15 protein-coding genes and 1 pseudogene are annotated in these 20,552 nt (G+C 69.0%); 7 read left to right on the forward strand and 9 right to left on the reverse strand.

The window, feature by feature from the left end; all coding sequences use genetic code 11:
- The first annotated feature begins 47 nt into the window (after positions 1–47).
- The 3 genes from THSYN_RS09195 to THSYN_RS09205 all read left to right on the forward strand — a co-directional run bounded on the left by THSYN_RS09195 (position 48) and on the right by THSYN_RS09205 (position 2,685).
- The gene (locus THSYN_RS09195) at positions 48–1,394 is read left to right on the forward strand and encodes an FAD-dependent oxidoreductase (RefSeq protein WP_100918874.1); all 1,347 of its coding nucleotides are present in this window, start codon (positions 48–50) and stop codon (positions 1,392–1,394) included.
- Between the two features lie 2 nt (positions 1,395–1,396).
- Entirely contained in the window at positions 1,397–2,323 is a 927-nt protein-coding gene (locus THSYN_RS09200; protein WP_100918875.1) for a cation diffusion facilitator family transporter, read from the forward strand.
- An 89-nt stretch (positions 2,324–2,412) separates the two neighbouring features.
- Positions 2,413–2,685 carry a hypothetical protein gene (locus tag THSYN_RS09205; RefSeq protein ID WP_100918876.1) on the forward strand — a complete coding sequence of 91 codons (273 nt, stop codon included), beginning with the start codon at positions 2,413–2,415 and terminating at the stop codon, positions 2,683–2,685.
- 106 nt (positions 2,686–2,791) lie between these two features.
- On the opposite strand, the gene THSYN_RS09210 is transcribed toward THSYN_RS09205, so the two are convergent.
- Positions 2,792–3,010, reverse strand: a complete 219-nt coding sequence (locus THSYN_RS09210; protein WP_100918877.1) for a hypothetical protein — start codon at positions 3,008–3,010, stop codon at positions 2,792–2,794.
- Between the two features lie 302 nt (positions 3,011–3,312).
- The gene (locus tag THSYN_RS09215; protein WP_236848836.1) at positions 3,313–3,510 is read right to left on the reverse strand and encodes a transcriptional regulator, XRE family protein; all 198 of its coding nucleotides are present in this window, start codon (positions 3,508–3,510) and stop codon (positions 3,313–3,315) included.
- Positions 3,511–3,911: 401 nt separating this feature from the next.
- On the opposite strand from THSYN_RS09215, the gene THSYN_RS09220 reads away from it, so the two are divergent.
- Positions 3,912–5,081, forward strand: coding sequence for an ATP-binding protein (locus THSYN_RS09220; RefSeq protein ID WP_100918879.1), 1,170 nt, complete (start codon positions 3,912–3,914; stop codon positions 5,079–5,081).
- A gap of 103 nt (positions 5,082–5,184) precedes the next feature.
- Here the strand turns inward: THSYN_RS09220 and THSYN_RS09225 are convergent, their stop codons facing one another.
- The 4 genes from THSYN_RS09225 to THSYN_RS09240 all read right to left on the reverse strand — a co-directional run bounded on the left by THSYN_RS09225 (position 5,185) and on the right by THSYN_RS09240 (position 7,897).
- Positions 5,185–5,412 carry a transcriptional regulator, XRE family protein gene (locus THSYN_RS09225; protein WP_100918880.1) on the reverse strand — a complete coding sequence of 76 codons (228 nt, stop codon included), beginning with the start codon at positions 5,410–5,412 and terminating at the stop codon, positions 5,185–5,187.
- Positions 5,409–5,594 (reverse strand): type II toxin-antitoxin system HigB family toxin, encoded by a 186-nt coding sequence (locus THSYN_RS09230; protein WP_100918881.1) that lies wholly within the window; start codon positions 5,592–5,594, stop codon positions 5,409–5,411. Before THSYN_RS09230 ends, THSYN_RS09225 begins: the two co-directional genes overlap by 4 nt.
- 288 nt (positions 5,595–5,882) lie before the next feature.
- Positions 5,883–7,337: a WD40 repeat domain-containing protein gene (locus THSYN_RS33595; RefSeq protein ID WP_157817542.1), complete on the reverse strand. Its 1,455-nt coding sequence runs from the start codon at positions 7,335–7,337 to the stop codon at positions 5,883–5,885.
- Positions 7,338–7,594: 257 nt separating this feature from the next.
- The gene (locus THSYN_RS09240) at positions 7,595–7,897 is read right to left on the reverse strand and encodes a hypothetical protein (protein ID WP_100918883.1); all 303 of its coding nucleotides are present in this window, start codon (positions 7,895–7,897) and stop codon (positions 7,595–7,597) included.
- 66 nt (positions 7,898–7,963) lie between these two features.
- Here THSYN_RS09240 and THSYN_RS09245 point away from each other — a divergent pair, with 66 nt between their 5' ends.
- Positions 7,964–8,158 (forward strand): hypothetical protein, encoded by a 195-nt coding sequence (locus THSYN_RS09245; protein WP_100918884.1) that lies wholly within the window; start codon positions 7,964–7,966, stop codon positions 8,156–8,158.
- 179 nt (positions 8,159–8,337) lie between these two features.
- Here THSYN_RS09245 and THSYN_RS09250 read toward each other — a convergent pair whose 3' ends face one another.
- Entirely contained in the window at positions 8,338–13,362 is a 5,025-nt protein-coding gene (locus THSYN_RS09250) for a hypothetical protein (RefSeq protein ID WP_100918885.1), read from the reverse strand.
- 205 nt (positions 13,363–13,567) lie between these two features.
- On the reverse strand, positions 13,568–14,239 hold the full coding sequence (locus THSYN_RS09255) for a PspA/IM30 family protein (RefSeq protein WP_100918886.1): 672 nt from the start codon (positions 14,237–14,239) through the stop codon (positions 13,568–13,570).
- Between the two features lie 225 nt (positions 14,240–14,464).
- Here THSYN_RS09255 and THSYN_RS09260 point away from each other — a divergent pair, with 225 nt between their 5' ends.
- Positions 14,465–18,028 carry an SUMF1/EgtB/PvdO family nonheme iron enzyme gene (locus THSYN_RS09260; protein WP_172965252.1) on the forward strand — a complete coding sequence of 1,188 codons (3,564 nt, stop codon included), beginning with the start codon at positions 14,465–14,467 and terminating at the stop codon, positions 18,026–18,028.
- Between the two features lie 844 nt (positions 18,029–18,872).
- Complete coding sequence (locus THSYN_RS09265; RefSeq protein ID WP_216644718.1) at positions 18,873–19,553, forward strand: Uma2 family endonuclease; 681 nt, start codon at positions 18,873–18,875, stop codon at positions 19,551–19,553.
- Positions 19,554–19,683: 130 nt separating this feature from the next.
- Here the strand turns inward: THSYN_RS09265 and THSYN_RS09270 are convergent.
- Positions 19,684–20,532 (reverse strand): annotated as a pseudogene (locus tag THSYN_RS09270) (ACT domain-containing protein); the annotation flags it as partial.
- Positions 20,533–20,552: the final 20 nt, after the last annotated feature.

Raw genomic sequence — 20,552 nt, forward strand, 5'->3', positions numbered from 1 at the left:
AAGCCGGCGCGACGGCGCGCCATTACCCGGCAAGAGGTATCCTGTCGATGAAACTGGTAATCGTTGGCGGCGTGGCCGCCGGCATGAGCGCGGCCAGTCAGGCCCGGCGGATCGACCCCGCGACCGAGATTCTGGTGCTGGAAAAGACCCAGGATGTCTCCTACGGGGCCTGCGGCCTGCCCTACAAGCTCCCGCCGGACGAGCGGATGGAGGACCTTCAGGTCATCACCGCGCAACGCTTTCGTGACGAGCGCCGCATCGACGTGCGCCTGGGTCATACCGTGCTGGCCATCGACCGGGCCGCGCGCCAGGTCGTCGGGCGTCATGCGGACGGCGACTTCCGGCTCGCCTACGACAAGCTGATCCTGTGCACCGGGGCGCGGGTCTGGAGCCCGCCGATCGCGGGTCTGGATGACCTGTGGGGGCAGGGGGCCTATCCGCTCAAGACACTCGAGGACGGGCGGGTGCTCAAGGCCGCGGTGGCGGCGGCCCCGCCTAAGCGTGCGGTGGTCATCGGCGCGGGTTACATCGGGCTGGAGGCGACCGAGAACCTGCGTGCCCTGGGGGCGGCCGTGACGGTGGTGGAGGCCCTGCCCGAGATCCTGCCCTGGCTCCCGGCGACCTTGCGCGGGCGGGTGCTCGATGAGGCCGGGAGGCATGGTGTAGAACTGCTGACGGGCACCCGGGTCGAGTCGATCGCGCGTCAGGGCCGCGACCTCCTGGTGCAGACCACCCGGGGGACCCTGACCGCGGACCTGGTGCTGGTGGCGACCGGGGTGCGCCCCGAGGCGGGGCTGGCGGCGGACGCCGACTTGCCCCTGGGCGCGGCGGGCGCCATCGCGGTGGATGACTGTCTGCGCACGGCCGATGCGGACATCTATGCCGCCGGCGACTGCGCGGACGCACGCCACGCGGTGACCGGCCGCTCGGTCTGGTTCCCGCTGGCCCTGCGCGCCAATCGCTCCGGCAAGCTGGCCGGAGAGAACGTGTTCGGCCGGGAGCGGCGGGTGCCGCCGGTGCTGGGCACGGCCGCGTTCAAGTTCTTCGGGCTGGAGGTGGCGCGCACCGGTCTTTCCGGCGACGAGGCGGCGCCGGCCGGGCTCGACACGGTAAGCATAGAGGTCCTGGCGTCCACACGCGCCGGCTACTATGGGGGCGGGGGCAAGCTCTCGGTGTGGCTCCTCGGGGAGCGGCACACGCGTCGGCTGGTCGGGTGCTGCATGGTCGGCCCCGAGTCCGCCGCCCACCGGATCGACACCGCCGCCGCGGCCATCCAGGCCGGGATGACCGCCGAGCAGCTCTACGACCTGGACCTGGCCTATGCGCCGCCCTTCGGACCCTCCTGGTCGCCGCTGCTGGTCGCCGCCTCCCAATTGATCAAGGCGTTGGACTGATCATGGCAGCCACCGACCGGGTGATGCGGCTGCGCAGCGAGCTGGAGGCCCGGCTGCTGAGGATTTCCTTCTTCGGCACCCTGCTCATCGCCGCGCTCGGGGTCCTGTTCGGGCTCCTGGCGCGCTCGCCGGCCGTGCTGTTCGACGGTCTGTTCTCGCTCGTGGACGCCGCCATCACCTGGCTGACGCTGCATGTCGCCCGGCTGGTGGCGAGCCAGGGGGACCACCGCTTCCAGTATGGGTTCTGGCACCTGGAGCCGCTGGTCATGGCGCTCAAGGCCTCGGTCCTCATGGTGCTGGTCGCCTATGCCTTCCTGAGCGCGGTGAACAGCCTGCTCAAGGGCGGCTACGAACCGGCGTTCGGCACCGCGCTAGTCTATGCGGTGCTGGTGGCCGTGATTGCCTTTGGCATGTGGTGGTGGCTCCGGCGTCAAGCCGAACGTATCGACTCCGCGCTGGTGCTCTTAGACGTGAAGGCCTGGCTGATGTCGGGCCTCATCACCGTCGCGCTGCTCATCGCCTTCGTTGCCGCCATGGCGATGCAGGGCACCGCGGTGGCGCACCTGATCCCCCTGGTGGACCCGGCGATCCTGGCGCTGCTGGCGCTTTTGATCCTGCCGATGCCCTTCCGGGAGGCCCGCGAGTCATTCACCGAGATTCTGGTCATGAGCCCGCCCGAGTTGAACGCAAGCGTGCGCGCGGCGATGGCGCAACTGGTGGCGCGTCACGGCTTCCTGGACTATCGCAGCTATGTCTCCAAGGCCGGGCGCGCGCGCTTCATCGAGGTGGCGGTGCTGCTGCCGGCCGAACTGCGCTTGTCGATCGGTGAACTCGACGCGTTGCGGGCCGAGATCGGGGCGGCGATCGGGGGGGAAGGACCGGAGCGGTGGCTGACGATCGTGTTTACGGCGGACGCGGCGGAGCTGTGACGTGGTGAACCCGAATTGGCGACCACGGCAGATTGACAGCCCCGAATCGCGCGTATCTATTTTTGATATCCACCTGTCGAGCAATCGCCATGACGACCGTCGCCAAACCGGACCGACTGCTGTTCCGCTTCCGTCCCGCGGATTCCAGCAACGGGATCAGCCGCGCCACCCTGGCCCGGCTGGCCGAGACCCTGGGCTTCACGGAAACCCAAGTCATGCATTACGCCCTGAACCGGCTGGCGTCGGAGGTCCTGCCCGCCTACGAGCCCGACGACGGAGAACTGACCCCTGAACAAGTGGACGCGATCCGGCAGGCCGAACCGCAAGGCCGGGTGCACTCGGTCTCATCCAGCCTCTTCTGATGGGCGCCCGCTAGTGGCCGACCCCGGCGGCGGGTGACATTGTGTGGTGCCACTTCCCGCAGGACCGGGTGCCGACACCCGGACCCAAACCGCGCCCCGCGACGGCTCAGGTCGTTGCGAGCCCGGTCACACCATCGGCGCAGCCGAAGACCTCGATCCCCAGGCGCTCGGCCACCGGCCGGGCCTCCGGGCGGACCATCGGTGAGATGACGAGCTTGCGGGTCGCCGTGCGGCCGTGGCGGCGCTGGTAATACTGCACCTTGCGCTCGAAGGTGTAGATGTCCGACTTCGACATGGACGACTTGAGTTGGAGTTCGACGGACATGGCGGACGACCCTCGGGATGGCAGGGACCCTGACACTGGTTCGGTAACGATTGGCTTAGAGTCGCTCGGGGCCGGCGGGGGCAATGCAAGGCACTTCGCGGGTGCCGGACGGACGCCGCCGGGGTTTCGATCGGATCACTGTCAGACTAGCTCCCGCGCCGTCCGGTCGCAAGCGCCAGCCGCCACCAGGGTGCGATCGAAACGGATGTGGGTCGGCTCGATCGTCGATTGCAGGATGGGCAAAGCGCAGCGTGCCCATCCCCCAGACCTCGACGCGGCCTACTATTCGCCTGGATTGCGCACTACCGCGGCTCGTGGTCGATCTCGTAGGCCTCGATCAGGTCGCCGACCACCGCGACGAGCGAGTATAGCGGATGCCCGGCATCGTCCCGCACCAGGTCCAGCAGATCGTTCAGAAACGCCGTGGTCCGCTCATAGTCCGCCTCGCACTCGATGTGTGCGAGGGGCGCCAGGGACTTCAGCGCCTGCCAGGCCGGCACCACCCGACGCTTGGCATGGGGCCTGGCATCCGGGGCGCGCGCGCTCCAGTCAGGACCGCCCGCGCTGCCGCAGGTCGCAGAGGTCGGCGCCCAGGCAGGTGGGCAGGCGCTCGATCAGCGCGTCGGCGGTCAGGTCGTCCAGGCCCTGGAGCACGGTCTTGCCGCACCGCTGGAACCATTCCCGGACCCGCGTGGAGAGACGGGTGCCGTCGCGAGTCCTCGTGCGGCGAGTCTGCGGAAACTGTAGAGCGGGGGTGCGGATCGGGCAAGCGGCGGTTGCCGTACCAGGAATCGAGGAATCCGCGCACTCCGATGCGGGGCCTGCTCCAACTGTTTCGACGCGGGGCGCTAGGGCCGGAAGGTGGCTATAATTGTTGAAAATCGTTGTACGAACCTACGATATGCAACAATTACTCGGCAGAGAGCGGCTCCTTGCCACCGTCCAACAACACTTCGCGGAGGCCCCCGCGGTCGCCTTGCTGGGTGCCCGGCAGGTCGGCAAGACGACCCTGGCCCGCGAGGTCGCTCGCGTCTGGCCGGGACCGACGACCACCTTCGATCTGGAGCGGGCGGCCGATCGGGCGGCGCTGGCCGGGACGCCGGAGGCGGTGCTGTCCGCCTGCACTGGTCTGGTGATCGTCGATGAGGTGCAGCGCCTCCCGGAGTTGTTCGCACTGCTCCGCCCCCTGTGCGACGCGCCGGATCGCAAGGCGGTCTTCTTGTTGCTCGGCAGCGCCTCCTGGGACCTGGTGCAAGGCGTCTCCGAGAGCCTGGCGGGGCGCGTGCGCCTGGTGCGGGTGCCCGGCTTTTCGCTCGACGAAACGGGGGCGGGCGAGCAGGACCGCTTGTGGTTTCGCGGCGGCTTTCCGCGCGCCTTCCTGGCGGAGTCGGACGCGGCCTGGGCGCGCTGGGTCGAGTCCTTCGCCGAGATCTTCCTGGAGCGCGACATCCCGGGGCTGGGCTCGCGGGTGGCACCGTCGGCGCTCGGGCGCTTCTGGCGGATGCTCGCCCATTTCCACGGACAGACCTGGAACGCCGCCGAACTGGCACGCTCGATGGGCGTCAGTCCGACCGCCGTGAATCACTACCGGGACCTCCTGGAGGGCACCTTCATGGTGCGGGTGCTGGCGCCCTGGTTCGAGAACCTGGGCAAGCGTCTGGTGAAGTCGCCGAAGGTCTATGTGCGCGACAGCGGCATCCTGCATCATCTGCTGGGCTTGGACAGCCTGTTCGGCCTCCGAAGCCATCCGCGCTATGGCGCCAGCTGGGAGGGCTTCGCGCTGGAGCAGACCCTGATCCGATTCGGCGAACGGGACGCCTGGTTCTGGGCCACTCAGCGGGGTGCGGAACTCGATCTCCTGCTCTTGCGGCATGGCCGGCGCTTCGGGTTCGAGTACAAGTGCAGCGATGCCCCGACCAGCAGCCGCTCCATGCACATCGCGCAGGCCGATCTCGATCTGGCGCATCTGTGGGTCGTCTATCCCGGCGGGCGACACTATCCGATGGCTCCGGGCATCACCGCACTGCCGCTCGCCGGGCTATCGACCTTGGATCTGGCAACTGCTGCCTGATGCTCGGCGTAGTCAGCTATAACAAAGCTCCGTAGGATGGGCAAAGCGCAGCGTGCCCATCCCCCAGACCTCGACGCGGCCTGCTATTCGCCTGGATTGCGCACTACCGCGGCTCGTGGTCGATCTCGTAGGCCTCGATGAGGTCGCCGACCACCGCGACGAGCGAGTATAGCGGATGCCCGGCATCGTCCCGCACCAGGTCCAGCAGATCGTTGAGAAACGCCGTGGCCCGCTCATAGTCCGCCTCGCACTCGATGTGTGCGAGGGGGGCCAGGGACTTCAGCGCCTGCCAGGCAGGAACCATCTTATCCAGGTCCAGTGCTGCATTCATTTCCGACTCCACCGATTCCGGTCATACTCGGCATGGGTCATGACATCCCGCACATAGGCCCGCTGCTTATCGAAGTGGAGCACTGCGGCGATCCGGTACTTGTTGCCGCCGACATCGAAGATCACGTAGCCGTCCACATAGTCCGCGGACCTGAAGGTCTGCCGCAGCGCCGGGAAGGACAGGGCGCTGCATTCGCTGAGCCGTCGATACCAGTCCTGTAAGGGTGGCTGCGACTCGGGATGGCGGGTCCAGAATTCCGGCCTTGATCATAACTCCGGCCACCGCGCGAGCCGCGAGGCCGCTGGTCCGCACAGCGGACCCTACGGAACGCGGCCTTACCGTAGGGTCCGCTGTGCGGACCGATCGCCGCTGGCCAGAGTTATGATCAAGGCCAGAATTCCCGGATTGGACGTTTGGGGATGACTCGCATAAGAATAACTGTTGGGGTTCCTTCGTCACCCCAAGCTACGCTAAAACGCATCGAAAGGTCGATATTCGCCCGAGGGCATCCGCCAGCCAAGCCAGCGTTTCGCATCGTCTTTGGGTTCGACCCAGCGACGGTTGGGGCCATCCGGGTCGTGCCAAACGACCCAATTGCCGTCGGGGAGCGCCTCCATGGCCCTGTCGCAGGTGGCACGAAGGCCGCCATCCGGTTGCTTCGTGAGCGACCAGCGGCGGATAAGTCCGCTCCGGCCCGCGGAAAATAGCCAGTGATTGTTCGGGTGAAACGCGAGACTCAGGACGGTCCATTTCACGTCGCCGAACGCTCCCGGCTCTTCGTCGCAGGTCAGCTTACAGAGCTGGCGACGCGTCTTCGTTTCCCAAACCCGTATCACCGCCCCTTTGCCTGCTGCCGCCACCAGACGCGAATCCGACGACATCGCAATCGCATGCAGACCGCCTTCATCGCACTCAATCGCCCCCAAATGCTCAATCACAACGCGCTTGCCCGGGCTTTCCGACGACCGTTGCGTTTCGATTCTCAGCAAAGTCACCGACCGATCCCCGAGCAATCCCATGAGCGACCCTTGCGCATCCATTGCCATGGCGTGACTGCAGGGAATTCCTGCTGTGGCCCACGGGATGCGCATTCCCCATCCCATGGGCGTTCCACTAGCATCTCCAAAACCAGCCGCCCACCGGAACGCTCGTTTGATGTAACTGAAAGGGGGAACAGCGCTCGTGAGGAGCCGATCCGAGTCTGGATCATAAATCCATAACTCCGAGGTGGAATCATCAATACTGATTAGCGCCAGCCAATCTGATCGGGGATGCCAAGCCATCGCGCGGACGTTGGAATGTAGATCGTACGGAAGTCCTCCGGTTCTCTCACGTCGGCCAGCGTGACATACGCTCAGCGTAGCCGAGGAGACAAATGTTGCGGACATCTCTCCGACAAGCAAGCCACCATCGTCAAATGCCGCGAACCAACGGTCATCAGCTGAAACCGCGATATATTTCGCCTTCAAGCCGTCATGGTACTCGTGGAACGCGGTGTCGACGGCAATTTTCGGACAGGCGTCCACGGTATCCGTATCACTTCCACAGAGGAAGACCTTTCTGAGATGGGCGGTCACTACGGTCAACTGTCCACGACAGCTCAAGGCGATCTGTTCGCAGAGGGGCGCCTTGATCGATTGCAGCAAGTTGCCGTCGCTTGGATTGACTAGAAATACCAAACCGTACTCCGTGGTGGCGCCAAGACGGCTGCCATCGGGCGCCATGACCAGGTGCAAGTAGACATTTGGTAGCCCGTCGGACCGACCCTTGGCTTCCAACGCTTCCGGAAATACTACTGGCCGCGGCCGATCCCAAATTGGCGGACGCGGGTCACGGAATACACCGCCATTGTCATTGTGGTTGGTTCCCTCGGTCTGCCGCCCTGCCCGAAATTGTTTGCCGATCTCCTCCAGCTTGTCACGCACTACCGACGGGTCGCGAAGGTTCTTCCATTCCAGATGGTTGTCGTTGGGGCCGTGAATCTTTACCGTCCGACGCCAAGGTCGAGCAGCCCCCGCCATGCACCTCGAAATGTGCGGAGGCGAGTGGAATGCTCCCTCGCTCTCCGCGACCGGCAACGATAGTTCGCGCATACCCGCCAACGATGCAGTAGGTCACAAGATGGTTTGGAATGAGCTTCGCCGCGACCGGATGCCATTTCATCGGAAAGATTTCTATAGCCTCAGAGAAGGGATGCGCCAATACGTTCTCGTGCCCGCGCGAAGCCATGAAAACAAAGGGCTCGAATGATCGCCGCACCCACCCAGCCGCCAATCGCTGCCGCGGCGATGGTCGGAAGCGGCTCATGCCACAGGAGGTAGGCCAGGCCGCCGGCGATGAGCACGCCCAGGATCAGCCCGGGCAATTGGGCAACTTGCTCGAACACACGGTACCCGGCAAGGGCCAGGACCAAGCCGGAGAGGATTCCCAGGACGGCCAGCGCGTCCCAGAGGAGATACAGCGGGGCGAGGGTCTGCGGGTCCATGGGCACTCTATGAAGGGCGGAAAACCTCGTAACCGGAACAGTGTAACGCGGCGTCGCGACCCCTGCATGTCGGCGTCGAGCCGAGCCAGCCGCCCCGGCATAAGGGCCGAGGTTTTCCAGTCCGGCATCGGCGGTCTGCCGGCGGGGCCGCGCGACCGGTTGGAGACCGCCTTCAACTTGAGCAGCAACGCCAAGCAGGAGACCCTGGTGCTGACGCGCGCCGCCGCCGAGCCCGCGTTCTGGCCGGATGGCGCCGAATAGCCGGGTAGGTCGGGTCAGGCGCGCGCGGCGGCCTCGACCGTCCTTCCGGCCAGCGACGTTTGTCGGTCGGCCGTCAGGTCGACCAACTGGGAGCGCCGCACCCCAGTGCGGCCCGGCCTGTCCGCACCATGCGACGCCGCAGCCGTCTGCGAGATCGTGCCGCACTGGGGAGCCGCCCGCTAATTCCACCGCGCCAGATCGGCCCGGGCGATGCGAATCCGCTGCATGATCGCCTCGCGTTTGAGATTGAAGACCACCATCCCGCCGGTAATGGCCGCGCCGAGTCCCATCAGGATCAGGGCCCGGGTGTTGCCCTGGTCGGGGTAGAACCGGACCATCTGCCCGCCCACGTTCAGCACCAGGAAGGCCACGCCGGCATAGAGAAAGACCCGGATCTGCAGGGCGATGCCGATGATTATCCCGGCGAGTGCCAAGGCCAGGGCCAGCACGAAGACGCTCAGTTCCGGGCGCAGGAAGAGATCCAGCCCCGCGCCGGCGTACAGTGCGCTGAGCGCCGCCAGCCGCGCGCCGTTGCACACCCGCGGCCGCAGTTCGCGCCGGTGCAGGTGCACCAGCACCAGCACCGAGATCGCCGCCGGGACTATATAGAACTGCCACAGGCCCCAGTGTTCGGCCCATAGGGGTGCCCACAGATAGACCACGCCGTTGAGGGCCAGTACCCCGAGGTACAGGGGCCAGGGATTGCGCAGGGTATGGGCCAGCGACAGATACAGCACCGCGGCGGCCAGCAGGACCCCGCCGGTCCAGTGCGAGGCGAGTTGCCAGGGCGCGGTCGCGATCGCCAGGAGCGGCAGCAGCAGGGCCAGGGGGTACAGGGGCCGCAAGCCGGTGACCCGATGCAGCACCAGGACGCCCGCGGCGGCAGCCAGCAGCGCGATGCTGTCCCAGGGCGTGAAGGGCGACAGCCCCAGGAGCACCAGCCGTCCGTAGACGATCAGCAGCCCAGTGAGGAGCACCCCCGCATAGACCCATTCCGGCTCCTCAGGCTGCCGCCAGGCGCGCACCGCCGCCAGTCCCGCCAGCAGCAGCAGCGCGGTACCCGTCGCCGCGGCGTCGGCCGTCTGGCCGAAATGCCAGGGCGGCGGCCCTGAGCCGGCCAGGTACGTCACGAGGAACCAGGTGTGCCAGCCCAGCCACAGCAGGCTCAGGGTCAGCAAGGCCCAGATCAATCCAGTCACGGTCCGCTCGACCCCGCGCAGGCGCGTCCGCAGGCCCTCGTCCGCCGCGGGGTGAGCCTCCGCCAGCCAGTGCCGCAGGCGCTGCCGGACCACCATGAACAGGGCCAGCAACAGCACGGTCTGCAGGGCGTACCAGGGCAGCATCCGGGTGATCGCCAGGAGCGGCATTCCCGCCAGCCACATGGCATAGCCGCCCGCCAGTGCCGCCAGCGCCAGCAGCAGGCCGAAGTTCAGCCAGAACGAATCGCCCTGCCACCAGCCCCGCGCCAGCGCCGCCAGGGCCAGCAGCAACAGGGTCAGGGTCCAGGCCGGCCAGTCGGTACCGGCCAGCGGCACCAGCAGGCCGAGCGCGGCGATCGGCAGGAAGTCGAGCCACGGCGCCAGGGCGGCACGCCAGAGGTCCGTGCGGTGCGGCCCGTACCGCCAGGCCAGCAGGAGCGCCCCGCACCACAGGGCCAGGCCCAGCGGCAGCCACGCCAGGGGGATCGCCAGATCGTGCAGGAGCGTCGGCACCGTCACCGCGAGCGCCGCCAACAATACCTGGGCGGTCAGTTGTTCCGGCCGCCGCCACACGGCATGGGCGGCCGTGGCCGCCAGCAACAGGGCAAGCGGGCTGTGCAGGCCCGCGGTGGGCGCCAGGCGCAGCGTCCCAAACCACGGCAGACTGCCGGCCGCGACCAGCACCAGCCGGGCGAGCAGCAGCACCAGGATCGCGAAGGGGATCCAAAAGAGCGGCGCCGCGAGCCCCTCCTGCCGCCAGGATAGCCACCGGGCCAGGGTCGGACCCTGGCGCCGCCACAGCGCGAGCAGCAGGAACAGCAGGTTGACCCACAATAGCGCGGCGGCAAACTCGCCGCTCGGGGCGGGCCGCCCCAGGCCCAGGTCCCACCAGGTCCACTCCAGTACGCCCGCGGCCAGCAGGCCGCTGCCCGCCAGGGCCGCGACCGCCAGCCAGGGCAGGCCCGGCCAGGCCGTATTGCTTTGCAGCAACAAGAGATAAAGCGCCAATCCGCCCAGCGCGGCGGCGGGCGACCAGACGCCGGTCAGGACCCCGATCGTCACCCCGCCCAGCACTGCGACCAATCCCAGCAGCAGCCAGGCCGGCGTTGCCACTGCCCAGTCCGGCCGGCGGGCATTCCAGCGGGGGAGCGCCAGATTGCCCAGGGCCGAGAGGGCCAGGCCCCAGCCGACCGCGGTCCAGACCCCGGTGCGCAGGTCGAGGTGCGTCTGTGTCGCCAGGCTCCAGACCAGGGCGGTCGACAGCAGGGCCAGTGCCGGACCGCGCCATTGCGGCGCCTGCGCCAGCGGCCGGGTCACCGGGAAGAGCGCGACACACAGCAGCCCCAGGAGGACCGGCAGGCGCGCATCACCGGCCAGGGCCGCCAACGGCGCCCCGGCCAGCGCCAGCAGGTACAGCCCCCCGCCGGTTGCCTGGAGCGGTGTGCGCCACCAGGCCAGCGGCGTACCGGGTGCGAGTCGGGGCCCCAGCCCCACCGCCGCCGCCGTCAGGCCCAGGGCCAGGAGTGCGTTGAGCCCCGGCTGCCCCAGCGCGAACAGGACGGGCGGGGCCAGCCAGGCGGCGGTCAGCCAGGCGCCCAGCACCAGCGTGATGAGGGCCGCCCAGGCGTGCAGGGGCGTGCGGTGATACCAGCCGGTCAGCAGGAAGGCGAGCAGGCACAGGGTCAGGGCCGGCAGGAGCGACGGCATCGGCACGCCCAGCCGGGCCAGCGTCAGAACGGTCGACAGGACGACCGCGGCGGTCAGGAGGGTGCAGGCGTGCAGGCTCGCCTCGATCTCTCGGCCGCCCCCGGTCCCGCCCGGCACCGTGAATCCCAGGACCCGGGCGAGCTGCCCGGCCAAGGGCTGCGCCAGGAGGGCGACGCCCGCGCGCCAGATGAGCAGCGCATAGAGCATGGCCGCCGCGAGCCGCCAGGGCCAGGTCAGCCCCAGTTGTCCCAGCCCGGCGAGCAGGCCCGCCAGCCCCAGGAGCATCGGCACGGCGATCCAGCGGAACAGGTGGAAATAGCCGACGATCAGCACGCCCGACGCCGCCGCCAGGGCGGCGATCCAGGGTCGCCCCGGCCCCGCCGGGGCCTCCAGGAGACGGGGGACCAGGTGCACCAAGCCGAGCGACCACAGCAGGGCCATCGCCTGTTCCAGCGGCGCTTGGACCACCGCGGTCAGCCCGGTATCCCACGGGCCTGGGGGTTGCGGGTCCGCGTGGTGCGGTACGGCATCCGGGTCCGCCTGCAGGAGACCTTGCAGGCGAGCGCGCCGCTGGAGCCGCCACAGGAAGGCCCACAGGATCGGCACCAGGCAGAAGGCCGCCAGCCCGGTGCCGGGACCGGGGAAATAGCCGCGCTTGATCAACGCACCGATCACACCCGCACAGGCCAGCGCCGCGTAGAACAGCGATTGCCAACGCAGAACCAGACTCAGCCACAGGAGCAGGGTCCCGGCCAGGGCCAGCAACAGGATCGGCTCCAGGCGTCCAAACAGCCCCGGCCACAGGGCGAGTCCGCCCAATGCCAAGGCGAGCGGGATGTTGGTCACGGCGGCGGCGCTGAACAGCCGCCGCGAGGCGGTCGACTGGCGGCGGTCATGCAGGCCCAGTGCAGCCCATGGCACGGCCAGGGCCAGCAGGCCAAAGGCGGTGCGCAAGGCCCAGTCGAGCGGCAGCCAGTCCGGCAGCCAGACGACCGCCGCGGTGCCCAGTACGATCACGGCGGCGTCGGCACTGGCCCAGCGGGGATCGGCCTGCGGCAGGGCCAGCGCGAGACGCACCGCCGCATACATCAGGAGCGCCGCCGTCGCGGCCGTGGCGAATCCCGGGGGTTCGCCCAGGGGGGTCCAGACCAGACTCCAGACGGTCACCCCGATCAGGAGCAGGGCGCCGGCCGCCAGGCACTGGAGCGCCAGGTTGCGCGAACGGGCCGCCGCCAGGCGCGCCAGTCCCAGCAGGGCCAGCAATCCCGGCAGGCTGGCCAGCCCGTGCCAGGCCGGCGGCAGACCTGACAGGACCGCGAAGCCGTAGAGTCCGCCCAGGCAGGCGATCAACAGATACAGCGGCGGCAGGGTCCGATACCGCCAGGTCATCCAGCCATACAGCACCGCCCCCATGGTCAGCGTCAGGAGCGCCGCCGGGGTGCTCTGCACCGCCACGGCCACCGCCACTGCCGACAGACCATAGAGCAGGAAGCTGAAGCGGGACAGGAAGGCATACTTGCTGACCCACTCCTTGAACGCGGCGTCCACCGGCAACAGGAGGCTGGTCAGCGCCATCAGGTAGGGGCCCAGGTAACCGGCCGGCAGCGGTTGCGGCCAGACCCAGGTCAGGTGGATGAAGGAGACGGCCGCGGTATAGACCAGGGTGCCGACGGCGAACCAGGTCGTCAGGCGCCGGTCGACGAAGAGCCGCCGCAGCCATTCGCCCGTGAAGCTCCAGAGCGCATAACTGAGCAGTGCCAGGAGCAGTACGTGCAGTGCCGCCAGGACCGGCCAGCCGGGCGCGACCCAGGCCAGGGGGGCGGCCAGTTGGACCGCCGCCAGGGCCGCCAGCAGCCAGGCAAAGCGGCCCTGGAGCGCCCGGTCCATCAGCGCGCCGGCCAGGGCCGCGCCCCAGGCGAAGGCGGCCAGGGTCGCGAGCCCCAGGGGCACGCTGAGCATCATCAGAACAGCATCCCCGCGGCTGGCGTCGATCAGACGGACCGCATCCGCCAGGACCAGCGGTCCCAGCAGGACCGCGAGTGTCAGCAGCATACTGCTGGTCGCCACCAGTTCCGGGCGGCGGCGGCGGAACTGATAGCCGGCCCAGAGCAGGAAGGCGGCCGCCCCGCACAGACTGCCGAAGACCACCAGCGCATTGACGAAACCGGTGGTATTGGCGACCAGGAACTGGACCCCGGCTACGAAGCAGAAGCCGCCGACGAACCAGCCGATGTTCTGTACCAGGAAGGGTAGGATCAGCTTCGGCCAGCCCGACAGCACCTGCCGCAGCCGTTGCATCCGGGTTGGTGTATCCGGCCGCCGGGCCGGCGCGGGGGCTGAGTCACTCGGTCGCTCTGACATGGTGTTTTCCATTGACCAATGATCGATTCCGGCGGGAGTGTCGTCTTGCACCTGGTGCACCCGCGTCCACCCCCAGGCCCGGCCGGAGAGGGGTTGGGGGAGGGGGGGCCGAAGGGTCGCGGCGAACCGGCGCCGCCAGCCTTCAGCCCGTGATTTCCTTGCGCAAGGCCGCCAGTTCGGCCTCCACCTCGACGTTTGTCTCCAGCCGCAGAAATTCACGTTCGAGCTGGCTGTACTCGCCGGCGAGTTCCTCGCGCGCCTCCATCCGCGCCTCCATCTCGCCCACCCGGTCCGCCATGCGGCCCAAGGAGTGATCCAGATCCAGTCCGGTCTTGAAGCGGTCGCGGACCTGATCCATCTGCTCGAACGCCTGCGCGGCCCGCTGCCGGGCGACCAGACTGCCCTTCTTGAGCCGCGCCTCCTCCAGCTTCGCCTCCAGAGCGCGCAGTTGCGCCTTGAGCCGTTCGCTGGTACGGCGGGCCGACTCCCAGGACGTCTCCAGGCTCGCGACGATGCCGTCGTGTTCCTTCTTGCGCAGCAGGGCCTCCCGCGCCAGGGTCTCATTGCCCGCGGTCAGGGCCGAGCGGGCGCGCTCCTGCCACTCCCCGGACTGGCGGCGCTGGTGCTCGAGCTCCTTCGCCAGTTGCTTCTCGCTGGCCAGGGCGTCGACCACCCCTTCCCGGGCGTTCTGGATATTCTCCTCCATCTCCCGGATGATCTGCTTGATCATCCGCTCCGGGTCTTCCACCCGGTCCACCAGCTCATTGAGATTGGCGGCGATGACATCGCCGAGACGCTTGAACAGATTGGCCACGGAAAACCTCCGAACAGTCAGGCAGTGGCGGGCAATCGGCGGCTGCGATTGCCGATAAGCCTTATATATAGCAGGATTTCGGCCTTGTGCAAGGCGGGCCGGGTCACGGGCCGGACCCGTGGGCGACTGGCCGGGCATCGCCCCCCTTTGCTATCCTGGCGGCGTCGGCAAGGCGCAGCATCGCGGCCCCCGGCGCCACCAATGGACCGGACCTCGGACACCGCCATGACAGGGCCGATTCGCCTCCTGCACCTCTCGGACATCCACTTTCGCGCCGGCACCACCTGGGACCGGGAGCCGGTGCTGCGCGACTTGGCCGCGGCCATCGCCCGCGAGGTGGCGGACGGACTGGTCCCCGACCTGGTGGCCATCACCGGCGATATCGCCCAGGCCGGCGCCCCGGCCGAGTACGCCCTGGCGCGCGACTGGCTGGCCGGGCAACTCTGGCCGCGCCTGACCCCCGGGCGTTCAAAGCCGCTGCCGCGGGACCCGCTCTTGCTGGTACCCGGCAATCACGACGTGGACCGCACCCGGGTCACCCCGACCGTGCAGCACGTCCAGGACGCACTGCTCCAGGGGCGCTCGCAGCCGGGTATTGCCGACCTCTTCGCCGACGATGACGCACGGGCACTGGTCCTGAAGCGTCACGCCGCCTATCTCGCCTTCTACTCGGACTGGCTCGGCCAACCCCAGTCGCTCCCCTGGTGGGAGCGCACCATCACCATCCGCAAGACCCGGCTGCACTGCGCCGGGCTCGACTCCGCCTGGATGGCCCGCGGCGACGCGGATCGCGGTCACCTGTTACTCGGGCTCTGGCAGGTCAACCAGACCATCGACACCGGGAATGCCGCAGGGGCGCACTGGCGCCTTGCCCTGCTGCACCACCCTTGGGACTACCTGGCCGAGTTCGACGCCACTGAGGTGAAAGACCGGGTCCAATTGCACCGCGACCTGCTCCTGCGCGGGCACCTGCATCAGGTGGACTCCGCCCAGATCCTGCGCGCGGATCGCCGGCGCGACTGCCTGGAACTGGCCGCCGGGTGCCTCTACGAGCACGGCAGTTACCCCAACGCCTTCCAATGGATCGAACTCCAGGCGGCCCCCAAGCAGGTGCGGGTCTTGTACCGCGCCTGGGTCAAGGGTGCCTGGCAGGTCGACGGCAACCAGCCTGGCTGCCCGGACGGCGTCGTGCAGTTCGAGCTCGCCCCGGTCGAGCGCCAGCGCCCGCCGGCCAAGCGCCGGAGCCCACCGCCCGCCGACCCGACCCGCTATCTCCAAGACCTCTGGGACGAGACCGCCACCATCGCCATCCGCGGCCTCAAGACCGGCCGCCCCGAGGCCAACCGCATCCCCATCGCCGACCTCTTCATCGAACTCCAGGCGAGCGGTGCCGCCTCCGCCGGGGCGTCCGGGGGCGCCGCGGCGCGCACCGACAAGGGCGGGCCGGCCGACCTCGGCCGGCAAGGCGCCGCCCCGCTGCACGCCGCACTGGCCAACCGGCGCCTGGTCATCGTCGGCGACCCCGGCTGCGGCAAGACCACCTTCCTGCGCTGGGTCGCCCATTGCCTGACCGCGGACCGGCTCGGGCGCCCGCCCGGCCCGCGCGCCGCCGCCCTGCACCTGGGCCTGGGGCGCGCGCGCCTGCCGGTGCTGGTGCGGATCGCCGATTGGCTGCAATTCATGGAACGGGTGCAGGCCCAGGACCTGGGCCCGGCGCTGGTCAAGGGCGCCGAGTGGCTCCCCGAGTACCTGGGCGCCCAGGCGCAGGACCAGTGCCTGGGGCTCGACGCGGACGCCTGGCGCCTGCTGCTGCGCGCGGGCGAGGTCCTGATCCTGCTCGACGGCCTGGACGAGGCCCCGGATCTGGGCCGGCGGCGCGCCCTGGTCGCCGTCATCGAGTCGGCCGCGCGCGCCTACCGGGACTGCCCGCTGGTCGTCACCAGCCGCCCGGCGGCGCTGCGGGAGGAGGTGCTGCTCGCCGGCTTCGCCCACACCCTGATCGAGCGTCTGGACCCCGCCGCCATCGCCCGCTTCCTCGCGCGCTGGAGCGCCGCGCTCTTTCCGGACAGCGCGGCGCAGGCGCAGCGGCACCGCCGGGCGCTCGCCGCCGCGCTGGACTCGCGCCCGGAGATCCGGCGCCTCGCCCGCAATGCCGTCATGCTGACCGCACTCGCCGTCCTGCACTGGAACGACAAGCGCCTGCCCGAGCAGCGCGCCGAGCTCTATGACTCCATCGTCCACTGGCTGATCCGGGCGCGCGAAGACCGTGCCGGGCGCGCCCCGGTCCAGCGCTGCCGCCGGGTCCTGCGGGATCTCGCCTTCGCCATGCAGTCCGACGGTCGGGGCCGCCAGGTCCAGGTGACCCGTCACTGGGCGGCCGAGCGCATCGCCCAGCACTTTCCCGCCGCCGGCACCGGCGACCCCGGGGCCATCGAGCGCGCCGAGGCCTTCCTGCTCGATGAGGAACTCGACAGCGGTCTCATCGTGCGCCGCGGCAACCAGGTGCGCTTCTGGCACCTGACCTTCCAGGAATACCTGGCCGCCCAGGCCCTGGCCGGTCGGGCGGATGCCGAGCGCACCGCGGCCCTACTGGACAGCGCCGACGGCGGCACCCCGGCGCTCTATCGCTCCGAATGGCGCGAGACCGTCCTCTTGCTCGGTGGTGTGCTCCACGAGCAAGGGGGCGAGAAGGTCGAGGGGCTGGTCGCGGCCGTCCTCGACCGGCTGGGCCCCGGGTCCACCCTGGCGGAACAGGCGCGCGCCGCCGGGCTCCTGGGGGCACTGGTGCGCGACCTGGACCCTTTCGGGTACCGCCCGGCCGACCCCCGCTATGCGCGGTGCCTGGCCGCCGCGCTGGCCGTCTTCGAGCCGGAGCAGGCCGACGCCATCCCACTGGCGGATCGCATCGCCGCGGCCGATGCCCTGGCCCAGGCGGGCGACCCGCGGCTGGATTGGGCGCATCCCGAGCGCTGGGTCGAACTGCCGGGCGGGCGTTTCCGGATGGGCGCGCAGCAGCAGGACGCCCAGGCCCCCGGTTATGACGAGAAAGCCAACAAGTTCGAGGCCCCGGTCCATCAGGTCCAGGTCAGCGGCTTCGCCATCGCCCGCTTCCCGGTCACGGTCGCCGAGTTCGCCGAATTCCTGGCGGAGGAGGACCCGGACCCGGGTTGGTGGCGGGCCGGCGGTGCGGACGAGCCGGTCGAGCCCCACGACTGGGAGGACCAGCAGGCGCACCCCAGTCGCCCGGTGGTCGGGGTCTCCTGGTATCAGGCCATGGCCTTCTGCGCCTGGCTGACCGATCGGCTGGCCAGGCCCCAGGGCGCCAAGGGCGATCCCCTGCTGCCGGAGGGCCGCGTCGTCTCACTGCCCAGCGAGGCGCAGTGGGAATATGCTGCCCGCGGTGGGCCGGGTCGGCGCTACCCCTGGGGTGAGGAGGCGCCCGCTGCGCGGCGGGCCAACTTCGACGACACCGGGGTCGGTGACCCGAGCCCGGTGGGGGTCTTCCCGGCCGGTGCGACACCCGAGGGCGTGCTGGACCTGGCCGGTAATGTCTTGGAATGGTGTCTGGATGCGGACGACGACGGGTTTTATGACCGGTGTCAGGCGCAAGGAGTGGTCATCGACCCCCTGGCCCAAGGCGACGGCGGGTCGTCGCGCGTGCTGCGCGGCGGTGCTTTCGTCATCAGGGCCTGGAGCCTGCGCTCCTCGTTCCGGTTCAGGTTCGAGCCCAGGAACCGGGACCCGCTCGTCGGGTTCCGCTGCGTCCTGGCCGCGCCCCGCCAGCCTTGACCCATTGACCCTTTGACCCTTTCTTCCAACGGACCGCGCAGCGGTCCGTTCGCGTTTGACAAGGGGCTGACAGATTGTCAGTGTCATTGTCAGTGTCAGTGCGATTGTCAATGACGGTGTCAGGCAGCGCCGCCGCCCCGCCTGCCCCCGTCGCAACCCCGTGACACCGCTCCAGCGGTGTCACCCAGGTGTCGGCCGCTGCGCGGCCCGGATCGATCGGCGCCCGCCCGGGTCAGGGCGTCGGCCGCTCGGTCCCGCGGCGCAGAGCGCCTGACACAGGCGTGATACCGCTGGAGCGGTATCACGAGGGCGGCGTTCGGCGTTGGCCGAACTGCTGACCAATGCCTTGGGGGCCGCGGATCACCCGTCCCCGGCCCGAGCGGGCGGCCTTGCTCATATTCCCGGGCACCGCGACCACCGCGAGGTCGCTGGTCCGCACAGCGGACCCTACGACTTGCGCCCGTAGGGTCCGCTGTGCGGACCGATCGCCGCCGACCGCAATTTTGTCGAGGCCGAGCGGGCCGCGGCCGGCGACGACTTGGCCTCCCGATCCGCGTTGACAATCACAATGACATGACAATGACAATCACAAAGTGTCACGGCGTTGTCAGTCGCGGACCATCACCTAAAGCTACCGGACGTTCCCACGGACCGGGCGTCGTTGTCATGGTCGTGGTCGGATTGTTCGATTACGACAACGACAACGACAACGACAACGACAGCGTACCCGGGATCTCGGTCACCACATCACTTCTGATCGCCCGCGCCCTGAGGTGCGGCCTTTCCCAGGCGCCCCGTTGGCGCCATACTTTCCCCCACACCCAGAGCCGGGAGGTCATTCACCGTGTCCCAGACCGCCGAGGCATTGACCCGGTCCTACCTCGAGGGCCGGGAACCCGACAGCGATGAGCCGGAGATGGATAGCTCTCTGCACTGGGACCAACTGGCCCTGCTGGTCAGCACCCTGGAGTGGCACTGGCGCGGTCGGGACGACTTTTTCATCGGCGCCAACCTGAGCGTCTATTTCCGCCGTGACCAGTCCGCTCGTCGCGAGTTGCGCGGCCCGGACTTCTTCGTCGTGCGCGACGTGGAGCGGCGTCCGCGCCGTTCCTGGACCGTCTGGCTGGAGGGCGGGCGCTACCCGGACCTCATCATCGAACTGCTCTCCGACGAGACGGCCCGCACCGACCGGACCTTGAAGAAGACCCTCTACGAGACGGTCTTTCGGACCCCGGAATATTTCTGGTTCTCCCCTGAAACCGCTGAGTTGAGCGGTTTCAGCCTGGCCGACCGCCAGTATCGGCCGATCGCGCCGGATGTCCGGGGCCACCTCAAGAGGCACGTTCTGGGGTTGGCACTGGGGGTGCTGGATGGATTGCTGCGCTTCTACGATGACGTCGGCACCCTGGTTCCGACACTCCCGGAGGCGGTGCTCCAGGAGCGGGCGCTGTTCGAGCAGGAGCAGGCATGTGCCGACCGGCTTGCGGCGCGGCTGCGGGCCTTAGGTGTAGACCCGGATCAGTGACCGTTCTCTCAGATCTATCCAAGACTACACATAGGTAGCTTCAGTGCTAAGTTCCTGCTTCATTGAGGCTGCCCCCTTCTTTTCGTTCTTGGCGTCTTTGCGTGACACCTCCGCTTTCCAGGCCAATGGGTCACGACGCCCGCCGAACCTCCAGTACGTCGGGCGTCTGCGCAAGCTTGGCCAGCACCAGGTCCAGGTGCGCCTTGTCGCGCACCTCCACCGTGAAGCGCATGGCGGCGGTGTCGGTGGTGCGCTCGGAGTGTGAGTTGACGCCGAGCACGTCCACGTCGGCGTCGGCGAAGATGGAGGAGATGTCCCGCAACAGGCCCTTGCGGTCGGCGGCGATGACCAGCAGGTCCACCGGGTAGGCGGCGTCGGCCGGCTGGTCGGCCCAGCGCACGCGCAGCAGCCGCGCCGCCTCCCCCTCCGGCAGGTGGCGGACATTGGGACAGTCGCGCCGGTGTACGGTGATGCCGCGCCCGCGGGTGACGAAGCCGACGATGGCGTCGTAGGGGACCGGTTTGCAGCAATGGGCGATCTGGGTCAGCAGGTCGTCGACCCCTTCCACCACGACCTCCCCGGCGCCGGGCTTGGGCTTGCTCGGTGCCTTGGTGCGCGGCTCCGGCTCCCGTGCCTCGGGGCGCCCATCCGGGGTCCGTGGCTCGCCCACCTGGCGCGCCACCACGCCGACCGACAGGTCCCCGCGGCCGATGGCGGCCAGCAGGTCCTCCCCGCGCTTGAAGTTGTAGCGGGGGGCGAGTTGCTCCAGTTGGGGCTTTTCACTGATGCCCAGACGCACCAGTTCGCGGTCCAGGGCGGCGCGCCCGGCCTGCCAGTGCAGGTCGTGATCCTGTTGCTTGAACCATTGGCGGACCCGGTTGCGGGCGCGCGCGGTGATGAGGTAGCCCTGGTGGGGGCTGAGCCAGTCACGGCTGGGGGCGGCGTTTTTCTGGGTCAGGATCTCGACCGTCTCGCCGCTGCGGTGTGCAGCGATTGGTA

This window comes from Candidatus Thiodictyon syntrophicum, from assembly GCF_002813775.1.
Taxonomy (GTDB): domain Bacteria; phylum Pseudomonadota; class Gammaproteobacteria; order Chromatiales; family Chromatiaceae; genus Thiodictyon; species Thiodictyon syntrophicum.